Source organism: Paenarthrobacter sp. Z7-10 (genome assembly GCF_026932795.1).
Taxonomy (GTDB): Bacteria; Actinomycetota; Actinomycetes; order Actinomycetales; family Micrococcaceae; genus Arthrobacter_M.
Genome location: NZ_JADPVH010000082.1, coordinates 1 through 11,364, shown reverse-complemented (window position 1 = coordinate 11,364; position 11,364 = coordinate 1). Strand labels below are relative to the sequence as shown.

9 protein-coding genes are annotated in these 11,364 nt (G+C 64.4%); 3 read left to right on the top strand and 6 right to left on the bottom strand.

The window, feature by feature from the left end; all coding sequences use genetic code 11:
* Nucleotides 1-143: 143 nt before the first annotated feature.
* Both IV498_RS17490 and IV498_RS17485 read right to left on the bottom strand, forming a co-directional pair.
* Entirely contained in the window at nucleotides 144-917 is a 774-nt protein-coding gene (locus IV498_RS17490; RefSeq protein WP_269048362.1) for a PIG-L deacetylase family protein, read from the bottom strand.
* Nucleotides 914-1,717, bottom strand: coding sequence for a trans-aconitate 2-methyltransferase (locus IV498_RS17485; protein ID WP_269048361.1), 804 nt, complete (start codon nucleotides 1,715-1,717; stop codon nucleotides 914-916). The genes IV498_RS17490 and IV498_RS17485 overlap by 4 nt, the downstream gene beginning before the upstream one ends.
* Before the next feature lie 53 nt (nucleotides 1,718-1,770).
* Here IV498_RS17485 and IV498_RS17480 point away from each other — a divergent pair, with 53 nt between their 5' ends.
* From IV498_RS17480 to IV498_RS17470, 3 genes are all read left to right on the top strand, one after another.
* Nucleotides 1,771-4,302, top strand: coding sequence for a DEAD/DEAH box helicase (locus tag IV498_RS17480; RefSeq protein WP_269048360.1), 2,532 nt, complete (start codon nucleotides 1,771-1,773; stop codon nucleotides 4,300-4,302).
* Nucleotides 4,303-4,405: 103 nt separating this feature from the next.
* Nucleotides 4,406-4,897, top strand: a complete 492-nt coding sequence (locus IV498_RS17475; RefSeq protein WP_269048359.1) for a GNAT family N-acetyltransferase — start codon at nucleotides 4,406-4,408, stop codon at nucleotides 4,895-4,897.
* Nucleotides 4,897-6,195, top strand: a complete 1,299-nt coding sequence (locus IV498_RS17470; RefSeq protein ID WP_269048358.1) for an alpha/beta fold hydrolase — start codon at nucleotides 4,897-4,899, stop codon at nucleotides 6,193-6,195. Before IV498_RS17475 ends, IV498_RS17470 begins: the two co-directional genes overlap by 1 nt.
* Nucleotides 6,196-6,215: 20 nt before the next feature.
* Here the strand turns inward: IV498_RS17470 and uvrB are convergent, their stop codons facing one another.
* From uvrB to IV498_RS17450, 4 genes are all read right to left on the bottom strand, one after another.
* Entirely contained in the window at nucleotides 6,216-8,303 is a 2,088-nt protein-coding gene (uvrB, locus tag IV498_RS17465) for an excinuclease ABC subunit UvrB (RefSeq protein WP_269048357.1), read from the bottom strand.
* A 51-nt stretch (nucleotides 8,304-8,354) separates the two neighbouring features.
* A complete protein-coding gene (gene coaE / locus IV498_RS17460; protein WP_269048356.1) occupies nucleotides 8,355-9,557 on the bottom strand; it encodes a dephospho-CoA kinase in 1,203 nt (400 codons plus the stop codon).
* A gap of 124 nt (nucleotides 9,558-9,681) precedes the next feature.
* Nucleotides 9,682-10,602, bottom strand: coding sequence for a BBE domain-containing protein (locus IV498_RS17455; RefSeq protein ID WP_269048355.1), 921 nt, complete (start codon nucleotides 10,600-10,602; stop codon nucleotides 9,682-9,684).
* 51 nt (nucleotides 10,603-10,653) lie between these two features.
* Nucleotides 10,654-11,103 carry an FAD-binding oxidoreductase gene (locus tag IV498_RS17450; protein ID WP_269048354.1) on the bottom strand — a complete coding sequence of 150 codons (450 nt, stop codon included), beginning with the start codon at nucleotides 11,101-11,103 and terminating at the stop codon, nucleotides 10,654-10,656.
* Nucleotides 11,104-11,364 lie beyond the last annotated feature (261 nt).

The window sequence follows — 11,364 nt, the reverse complement described above, 5'->3', positions numbered from 1 at the left end:
CCGGAAGCAAATGGCCCGCGAGCACACCAACATCCAAAAGCTGACGCTGACCATCATCAATACCCTGCATGAATCCAGTCTTCCGCAATCCCGGGAAACCGTTCGAAGGCGCGCCTTAACGCCCCCGATTAATCAGCACCGTCCTAGCCGCCAAAAAGTTCGAACCGGACCTGGTGGCTCGCCCCCGTCACCGACTGGATCTGATTCCGGGCCTGCTCCAGGACGGGAACGTCGCTGAGAGCCCGCAGATACTGCTCGTGTTCGGCCAGGGATGCCACAGCGGCTTCCACGCTGGCCGCATTTACCGACTGGACATGGCTCGGGCGGGTCGAGGCGACCGCCACCCAACGTACCTTGTGCAGTTGCAACCCTTCTTCCAGCAGCTCCGGGAAGATCCAGTCATTCCCGGCGTCCCCCACCGCATCCAACACCGAGCGGCCCAGCGCCCGGTGGTCGGCGCTGTTCCAGGCTCCCGGTCCCCAGGTGTCCCGGTGATTGAGGGTGATGATGAGGTCCGGCTTTCGACTGCGGATTTCCCGGGCCAGAACGAGGCGCAGTTCCAACCCCTCCACCAGCCGGCCGTCCTGGAAGTCGAGGAAATCCAGGGCGCTCACGCCCACGTGGGAGCAGGCCCGGGCCTGCTCGTCCGCACGGAGCGGACCGGACTGCTCCGGAGGGATGCCGGCAATCCCGGCCTCACCACGGGTGGCCAGCAGGTACTCAACCTCCTTGCCCGCCGCCGTCCACTGCGCCACGGCGGCAGCCACGCCATATTCCGGATCGTCAGGATGCGCCATGATGACCAGTGCCCGGGTCCAATCCAGCGGGAAGGGCAACAGCGCTGCTGAGGCGGCGTCCGGCTGGGCCGCGTCCGCTGGCGCCGCATCGTCCGGTTCGTCCATCGGTTGGGTGCTCATTTCCTCTGTCCAATCTTCTGTCCAACGCAGAACAGCCGCCGGAACGGATACAAGATGCCGTTTTCTGTCGGCGGATATGCCTCGTCCAGTTCGGTCGAGTAAACGGCCTCAAACTCCCGCGCCTCCTCCGCGTCCAACACCGCCAGGACCGGCCGCAAGCCTGTTCCGCGTACCCATTCCAGCACCGGGTGCTCGCCCTGGAGCACCTGCTGGTAGGTCGTCTCCCAGCCATCGGCCAGCCAGCCCGCATCAAGCAGGAGCTGCAGGTAGTCCTCAGGCTCGGCCACGGCGTCCTCGTGCCGGAGCACACCGCCCAGTCGGGACCGCCAGCGCGGGGAATCCGCCAGCCGCCGCATCAATGCATGCGATGGCGAGCCAAAGTTTCCCGGAACCTGCACGGCCAGCCAGGACCCGGGCATCATGGCGGCCAACCACGACTTCATCAGCAGCTGATGCCCGGGAACCCACTGCAGCGCTGCATTGGAGACCAGCACGTCCGTTGCAGCGTCGGGCATCCAGGACGCGATGTCGCCCTGCTGGAAGGAAAGGTTCTCAGGAGCGTTCTTGAGCTGCCGCGCGGTTTCGATCATCTGCGCTGAAGAGTCCAGCCCGAGCACCTCGGCATCCGGCCAACGGCGGGCCAAGGCAGCCGTAAGGTTTCCCGGGCCGCAGCCAAGATCCACCACCCGCCGCGGGCTCTCGGCACTGATCCGGCCGGTCAGGTCGAAGAACGGCCGGTCCCGGTAATTTCCGAACTGAACGTATTTGACCGGGTCCCACTCCACGCCGCCGCTATGCATGGGAACATCCTGCCACACCGGGCAGGAACACTTGCCGTTAAGCTGGAGGGACCATGAACCTTGCTGACCTGCTGCCTCCGCTCCTTAGCGGCTCCCCCGATCCCGATGCCGTGCTGGCGGCCTTTCTTGACTGGGCCGACGGCCGCGGCCTGAGCCTGTACCCTGCTCAGGAAGAGGCCACCATGGAGCTGGTCTCAGGGAACAACGTGATCCTGTCCACGCCCACCGGTTCGGGCAAGTCGCTGGTGGCTGTCGCGGCGCACTTCCACGCCCTGGCCACCGGCAAGCGGAGCTTCTACACCGCACCGATCAAGGCCTTAGTTTCGGAAAAGTTTTTCGCCTTGTGCGACATCTTCGGGGCGCAGAACGTCGGCATGATCACCGGCGACTCCTCGGTCAACCAGGACGCACCCATCATCTGCTGCACGGCGGAGATCCTGGCCAATATCGCTCTGCGTGAGGGCCGCGATGCCGCCTTGGGGCCCGTGATCATGGATGAATTCCACTGCTATGCGGATCCGCAGCGCGGCTGGGCCTGGCAGGTCCCGCTGATGGAGCTTCCGCAGGCGCAGTTCCTGCTGATGTCCGCCACGCTGGGTGATGTGGCCAGCTTCGAGCGTGGACTCACCGAACTGACCGGACGGACGACGACGACGGTCTCCTCCGCCGAGCGGCCCATTCCGCTGCACTACTATTACGTCCAGACCCCTGTGCACGAAAGCTTGGAGGAGCTGCTGGCCACCAAACAGGTGCCGGTCTACGTGGTGCATTTCAGCCAGGCCGAGGCGATTGACCGCGCTCAGAACCTCATGAGCATCAACGTCTGCAGCCGTGCGGAAAAGGACAGCATTGCGGAACTGATTGCCGGCTTCCGTTTCGCCGCCGGCTTTGGCAAAACCCTCAACCGGCTGGTGCGGCATGGCATCGGCGTCCACCATGCCGGCATGCTGCCCAAATACCGGCGGCTGGTCGAACAGCTGGCACAGGCCGGACTGCTGAAAGTGATCTGTGGAACGGACACGTTGGGCGTGGGCATCAACGTTCCCATCCGCACCGTATTGTTCACCGCGTTGAGCAAGTACGACGGCGTCCGCACCCGGGTGCTGCAGGTCCGGGAGTTCCACCAGATCGCCGGCCGCGCCGGCCGGGCCGGCTATGACACGGCCGGGACCGTCGTCGTGCAGGCCCCCGAACATGTGGTGGAGAACGCCAAGGCGATGGCCAAGGCCCACGCCAAGTTTGGCGATGACCAAAAGAAGCTCCGCCAGGTGGTGAAAAAGAAGCCGCCGGAAGGTTTTGTCAGCTGGGGTGAGCCCACCTACACGCGGCTGGTGGAATCAGTACCGGAGCCGCTGACCTCCAGCTTCACGATCACGCACGCCATGCTGCTGAACCTTCTTGAGCGTCCCGGAGACCCGTTCCAGGCCGCCCGCCGGCTGCTGACGAACAACCGGGAGCCACGCGCAACGCAGCTCAAGCTGATGCGCAAGGCATTGGGGATCTACCGCGAGCTCCTCGGCGCCGGCATCCTGGAACGAATCCCGCCCGAGGAGCAGGGTCCGGACGGCCGTACGGTGCGCCTGACCGTCCACCTCCAGCTCAATTTTGCCCTGAACCAGCCGCTCTCCCCCTTCGCCCTCGCCGCGCTGGAACTGCTGGATCCAGAATCCGCCGGTTATGCCCTGGATGCCGTCTCCGTGATCGAGTCGACTCTGGAGAAGCCACGCCAGATCCTCTCCGCCCAGCTGCGGCATGCCCGGACCGAGGCGATTACCGCGATGAAGGCCGAGGGGATCGAGTATGAGCAGCGGATGGCCGCGTTGGATGAGGTCAGCTATCCGCAGCCGCTCGGGGAATTGCTGCAGCAGTCCTTTGAGGTGTACCGCAAGGCCTCGCCGTGGGTGGGCGACTTCGAGCTCTCCCCCAAATCGATAGTGCGCGATATGTACGAGCGGGCGATGAACTTCGGCGAGTTCGTGCAGTTCTATTCGTTGTCCCGTTCCGAAGGAATTGTGCTGCGGTACCTCGCGGATGCCTACAAGGCCCTGCACCAGACGGTTCCGCAGGATGCGTTGCGGGAAGACCTGGAAGACATCATCGCCTGGCTCGGTGAGCTGGTCCGCCAGGTTGATTCCTCCTTGCTGGACGAATGGGAGGAGCTGACTTCCGGGGCAGCTCCCACCCCGCACGACGCTCCGCCACCGCCGCCGCCGAGTCTGACGGGCAACGAGCGTGCCTTCCGGGTCATGGTGCGCAACGAGATGTTCCGCCGTGTGGAGCTCGCCGCCGCGGATAACTTTGAGGCGCTGGGTGAGCTCGACGGCGGCGCCGGCTGGGACGCGGACCGCTGGGCGGATGCGCTGGATAACTATTGGGACGAACACGAATACCTCAATGACGGGCCGTCCGCCCGCGGCCCCGCCCTGCTGGTCATCACGCCCGGCGACGGCGTCTGGAACGTCCGTCAGATCGTGGATGATCCGGCGGGCAACCACGACTGGGGATTTGACGCCCAGGTGGATCTGGCTGCCTCCGACGCCGCAGGTGCCGCCGTCGTGCAGCTGCAAAACTTCGGTCGGCTCTGAACGGTCAGCCGGCAGTTCCTGCCACCGGCCCGAACTGCGGGCTGAACTTAGGCATGCCGCCAAGCTAACCGGAACGGCCGGTAATCTCCGATAGTCTCGAACCATGAGTCTGATCCGCGCCGCCAAGCCCGCCGACGTCCCCGAAATCCTGGCCATGATCCACGAGTTGGCCGTATATGAACAGGAACCGGACGCGGTGAAGAATACCGCCGATCTGCTCTCCACCGCGCTCTTTGGCGACGGTCCCCGGATCTTTGCGCACGTCGCTGAGGACGACGGCGGCACGGTCCAAGGATTTGCCCTGTGGTTCCTCAATTACTCCACCTGGGAGGGGGGGCACGGTATCTACCTGGAAGACCTGTATGTGCGGCCCGGCTCCCGCGGCGGCGGACACGGCAAGTCGCTGCTGCGCACGCTGGCCCAGACTGCCGTGGACCGTGGATATGCCCGGGTCGAGTGGAGCGTGCTGGACTGGAATGAACCGTCCATCCAGTTCTATCGGAGCCTGGGTGCCGCCCCCCAGGACGGCTGGTCCACCTTTAGGCTCACTGGAGAAGCCCTGGCGGGTTTCGGCGCGAAGGAGTCGGTGCGCTGATGAACTCCTACAGCATTAACGGCATGCGCCTGACTGACCACTGGTTAACCGTTCCGCTGGATCACAGCGATCCCACCGGTCCGCAGCTGAAAATTTTCGCGCGTGAAATAGTGGCAGCCGGGCACGCTCCCGAAGTTGTGGAGGAGCTTCCTTGGCTGCTGTATCTGCAGGGCGGGCCGGGCGGCCGGGGAGCCCGGCCGCTGTCATTGTTCGGCTGGCTCAAGGAAGCTACCGGCTCCTTCCGGGTACTGATGCTGGACCAGCGCGGGACCGGACTGTCCAGCCCGGTTAATCGGCAGACCCTTCCTGCTGTGGGTACAGTCGCCGAGCAGGCCGAGTACCTGACTCATTTCCGCGCCGATTCCATTGTGGCGGACGCCGAGTTGTTCCGCCGCGCCCTGGTGGCTGGCCCATGGAGTATCTACGGCCAAAGCTTTGGCGGCTTCTGTGCCCTGACCTATCTTTCCTTCGCCCCGGACGGACTGCGCGAGGTTTTGATCACCGGTGGTCTGGCACCACTGACCGGGCACCCGGACCGTGTGTACGAAGCGACGTTCTCCCGGGTGGCCGCCCGAAACACTGAATACTTCGCCCGATATCCGCAGGACCGCGATGCCGTCACTCGGATCGTGCGCCATCTGGAATCCGTCGCGGAGATCCTGCCCTCGGGCGAGCGGCTGACTCCGGAGCGTTTTCAGATGGTGGGAAACTTCCTGGGTGGCAATACCCGGATCGATGGGCTGCACTATCTGCTCGAGGACGCTTTCGTCTGCACCCCGGACGGCGATCGGCTCTCCGATCCGTTTCTGGCCCAAGTGGAAGGCCAGGTCTCCCGGGCATCCAATCCGCTTTACGCCCTGCTGCACGAATCCATCTACTGCCAGGGCCAGGCCTCGGCATGGTCAGCGTCTCGGGTCCTCGGCAGCCGGCCGGATTTCCTTCCCTCCGCGGACGAACCTCTGCTGACGGGCGAGATGGTTTACCCCTGGTATTTTGAACAGGATCCCGCACTGGAGCCGCTGCAGGCGGTCGCGGATCTGCTCGCTGAACGCCGGAACTGGCCGCCGCTTTACGACCTTGACCAGTTGTCGCGCAACACCGTCCCGGTTTCCGCAGCGGTCTACCTGGACGACATTTACGTGGACCACGATCTGTCGATGGAAACCGCAGCCGCTGTCCTCGGGCTGCAGGCGTGGGAAACGGGTGACTATCACCATGACGGCATCACCGAAGACGGTGAGGCGATCTTCTCCCGGCTCTTAGGCATGTGCCGCACCGTCGCGGCCGACGTGCAGTAGGGCTGCGGCCCTGGCTCAGTTCAGGCGTGGCCAGCCGACTGCATCTGGCGCAGTTCCTTCTTAAGGTCGCCCACCTCGTCGCGCAGCCGCGCAGCCAATTCGAACTGAAGCTCGCCGGCCGCGGCATGCATCTGGTCCGTCAGCTGGGAGATCAGATCCAGCAGGTCCTCGGCCGGGACGGCGGCCAAGCCATCCCTGCGAACCGGAACGGGCGCCTTGCCCCGGCCTTTGCCCCGTCCTTTGCCCGTGGATTCCAACAGCTCCAGGGTGTCCGCGTCCTCCCTGGTCAGTGAATCGGTGATGTCGGCAATCCGCTTGCGCAGCGGTGTCGGATCGATCCCGTGGGTGGTGTTGTATTCGACCTGGATTTCCCGGCGCCGGTTCGTCTCGTCAATGGCAATGGCCATTGAATTGGTGATCCGGTCCGCGTACATATGCACCTGCCCGGACACATTGCGGGCGGCGCGGCCGATGGTCTGAATGAGCGAGGTGGCCGACCGGAGGAATCCCTCCTTGTCCGCATCGAGGATGCTGACCAGCGACACCTCGGGCAGATCCAGACCCTCGCGCAGCAGGTTAATGCCGACCAGCACATCGAAGGTACCCATCCTCAGTTCACGCAGCAGTTCCACCCGCCGCAGCGTGTCCACATCCGAATGCAGATACTGCACCTTGACGCCATGGCCAAGGAGATAGTCGGTCAGATCCTCGGACATTCGCTTGGTCAGCGTCGTGACCAGAATGCGCTCGTTCTTCGCCACCCGGGTGTGGATCTCCCCGAGCAGGTCATCGATCTGGCCCTTGGTGGGTTTGACCACCACCTCGGGATCAATCAGTCCGGTGGGCCGAATGATCTGCTGCACGGTGCCGTCCGCTTTACCGAGCTCGTACTTGCCCGGCGTGGCGGACAGATAGACCGTCTGACCGATCCGCTCCAGGAATTCGTCCCATTTCAGCGGCCGGTTGTCCATCGCGGAGGGCAGCCGGAAGCCGTGGTCCACCAGCGTGCGCTTGCGGGACATATCCCCCTCGTACATGGCACCGATCTGTGGAATAGTCACGTGCGACTCGTCAACCACCAGCAGGAAGTCATCGGGAAAATAATCGATCAGGCAGTGCGGGGCGGTACCCGATCCGCGGCCGTCAATGTGCCGGGAATAGTTTTCGATGCCGTTGCAGAACCCCATCTGCGCCATCATTTCCAGATCATAGGTGGTCCGCATCCGCAGCCGCTGGGCCTCGAGCAGTTTGTTCTGCCCCTCCAGCTCCTTCAGCCGCACCGCCAGCTCGTCCTCGATCTGCTTGACGGCCCGATTCATTCGCTCCGGACCTGCAACATAGTGCGAGGCCGGAAAGACATACATTTCGGTCTCCTCGCGGATCACTTCACCCGTCAGCGGGTGCAGCGTATAAATCTTTTCGATCTCGTCCCCGAAAAACTCAATCCGCAGCGCCTGCTCCTCATACATCGGGATGATCTCCACGGTGTCTCCGCGGACCCTAAACGTTCCCCGGTGGAAGTCGATGTCATTGCGCGCGTACTGCATGCTGACGAACTTCCGCAGCAGGTCATCCCGGTTCATCTGCGCCCCTCGGCGCAATGTCACCATCCCTGCCACATATTCTTCAGGCGTTCCGAGGCCATAGATGCAGGAAACCGTCGCCACCACGATGACGTCCCGGCGGGTCAGCAGGGCGTTGGTGGCCGAATGCCGGAGCCGTTCGACTTCCTCATTGACCGAGGAATCCTTTTCGATAAAGGTATCCGTCTGCGGCACATAGGCTTCCGGCTGGTAATAGTCGTAGTACGAAACAAAATATTCCACCGCATTGTTTGGCAGCAGTTCACGGAACTCGTTCGCCAGCTGGGCCGCCAGCGTTTTGTTCTGAACCATGACCAGCGTTGGCCGCTGGATCTTTTCAATCAGCCAGGCCGTCGTCGCCGATTTTCCGGTGCCCGTGGCGCCAAGGAGCACCACGTCCTTTTCACCGTTGTTGATACGCTCGGCGAGTTCCTTGATTGCGGCCGGCTGGTCACCGGCCGGCTGATAATCGCTGATGACCTCGAAGGGTGCAACGACGCGGTTGATTTCCTGGGCAAGACTCATACATCAACGCTACCGCGTGGCACCGACACGCGTTAGCAGACCCGGCGTCCATCACGGTGAGGTCCAGCCAGTGGCCCGGATCCACCGCCGCAGTCCCGGTTCCGCGACGCCGGCAATCCACGCTTCCTTGCCCAGGGCGTAGCCGGCGGTGTCGGGATCGGAAGCGTAAGCCCGGGCCGCCCGGCGCTTTTCAGTCAGGTAGGCATCGCGGACGGCCGCCTCAGCCCGGAGCCAGTCCCGGAACGCCAACGCATAACGCGCGCCGGGCGAGTCCTGCACCCGGATGTGGACATTGGCGGCCCGGCCCGGATCGGCCGAGGCATGCAGGCGTTTGTGCCAGTGCGCCGGATCTGGATCACACGCCTTCGGCTGGTCCAGCCGCTGTCCCGGCAGTGGCGGGAAACCGGACCGGGTCAGTTCCGGCACGATCCGGTCGGCATCCGCCAGCGTGCGGACCCGGACCTGCAGATCCAGGACGTCCATGGCATCAAGTCCCGGCACGGCGGTGGAACCGATATGGTCCACCGCCACGATGTCCTCGGGGGCAGCCGCGCGGATCCGCGCCGCCAGTCGTGCGGCCTGGAGCGGCCAGTGCGGATCAGCCGGCGCCAGGACGGCGGGCCCTGTCCGCGTAGCCGCCCGACCGGCGAGCAGATTTTGTGAAAACAGCGCGAGCCGCTGAGCCCACAATTGGTCCACTTGGGACAATGCGGCCTCCGGATCAGCGCTGTTGTCAATGATGACGTCCGCCGCGGCGTACCTCTCCGCGTCGCTGGCCTGCGCCCGAATGCGCGCTGCCGCATCCCGCCTTGCCATGCCTCGGTGCCGCACCATCCGCCGGATCCGCTCCGCTTCGGGTGCGTCCACCACCAGCACCAGCTGGAAGCTCGCCCCCTGGCCCGTTTCCACCAGCAGCGGGATGTCCTGGACCACGATGGCATCGGCTGGAGCCTGGTCCATCAGCTCGGCAGCACGGCGGCGCACCAACGGGTGGACGACGGCGTTCAGCCTCGCCAATTCTTCGGGCTGGCCGAAAACAAGGGCGGCGAGGGAGGGCCGGTCCAATGTCCCGTCCGGTCCGAGGACCTTGGCCCCGAAAGTCTGGACTAGCCGATCCAAACCCGGTGTCCCGGCGGCTACTGCCTCGCGGGCCAGCACATCGGCGTCGATCAGGACGGCCCCCAACTCGAGCAGCCGGGCCGCTACCAGGGATTTGCCCGAGGCGATGCCGCCGGTTAGACCGATTCTGAGCATCGCACCAGTCTAGTTCCCCCCGCCTTGGACCGGCCGAAGGCGCCGCGGACGGGTCGTGAGCCACCGCCCTTCACATACGCCCCGGTGCGGCTTCCCGGAACTCCGGAACGCGGCCGCATCCCAGCTAACCGGCCGGCAGGATGTTTTGGTTGACGTGGAACACGTTGTCCGGGTCGTACTTGGCCTTGATCTGGGCCAGCCTGTCATAATTCCCCCGATAGGCCGCCCGCACCCTCTCCTGCCCCTCGTCCATCAGGAAATTAACGTAAGCGCCGCCCGCGGACGTCGGATGGAGTTCGGTCCAGTACCGCTGCGCCCAGTCCTTGATTGCGGCGGAATTTGACGGATCGGGATCCACACCAACGATGACCCCGGCCCAGCCGCCGTCGCGGTAGGCGAAGGCGGTGTCGCTTTCGCGTACCCGCGCGGCCGCCCCGTCGATGGGGTACAGGTGCATGGTGGAGTGACCGGTTGGGAGTTGGGCCGCATATTTGCAGTGGATTTCGATCGCTTCGTCGGTTATCTCGGTAAACATATCCGCCCGCCAATACCATTGCAGGCCAGCCGGGTACAGACCATCGAACGCGGACTGCAGGGTGGAGAAAGGCATTTCGGCCAGACCCACCAGCAGCGGTGACCCGAACGCCTTAACCGGCGCCAGCACGGCCTCGGCAGCGTCCGGGGCGCCGGTGTAACACCACACGATGGCACATGATTTCCGCCCCCACAGCTGCTCGGGAAAGGGCGGCGCGGGCGGGATAGTGATCAGTCCAAGCCAGCCGCTGAGTTCCTCCGGCAGGGCCGGCAGCAGTTCACGGTACCAGCGCATGACCGCGGGCGTGTCCGCCAGGTCATAGAGAATGGGACCGCCAACGATGGTGCCGTTGTCGCCAATGTCATGACAGGCAAAGGTGAAGGAAACAACGACGCCAAAGTTGCCTCCGCCACCCCGGAGCGCCCAAAACAGCTCCGGGTTGGATGCAGCGGCCGCCTTCACAAGCGTTCCGTCGGCGAGGACGACGTCGGCGCTGAGCAGATTCTCCACCGTCAGGCCGTAGCGTCGGGACAGATAGCCGACGCCGCCACCCAGCGTGAGTCAGCCCACGCCTGTGGACGCCAGGAATCCCGACGGCGTTGCCATCCCATAGGGAACAGTGGCACTGTCCACGTCTCCCCAGGTGCAGCCGCCGTCCACCCGGACCGTTTTGTTCTCCGGGTCAACGGTGGTGCTGCGCATGACGGAGAGATCGATAACCAGCGCGTCGTCCCACACCCCCAGGCCGGCCGCGTTGTGGCCTCCTCCCCGGACGGCCACCGTGAGCCCATGCCTGCGGGCGAAGTCAACGCAGCGGGCCACGTCGGCGGCGTGGACACACTGGGCGATCGCCGCCGGTCTGCGGTCAATCATTGCGTTGTACACCGCACGGGCGGCATCGTAATCGTCGTCAACCGCCGTAATCAGCCGGCCGCGGAGTGCGGCACCGAGTTCGCCGAACGGAACGTCGGAATGCAGCTGCCCCTCGGTGGGAGCCTGCAAGGTTGTCATCTGAATCCTCCTCCATAACCGCGGCCGCTGGCCTGCCGCCGTCGTGCTCCCAACGTTATGGAGGCGTCGTTCGTAAACCGTTCGTCCCATGGTCACGGCCGGCGAACGCGTGAACTAGTAGTACTTTGTTATGTTGGTGCTCGTTGTCGGCAGTGGGGGCAGTAACCAAGCCATCCGGCGAGAACTCGTTGGAGTTCCCTGATGATGCCGTACAGGCTCAGGCTGCCCCAGCTGCTTTTGGGTTCTTGAGCCGCAGTCTGG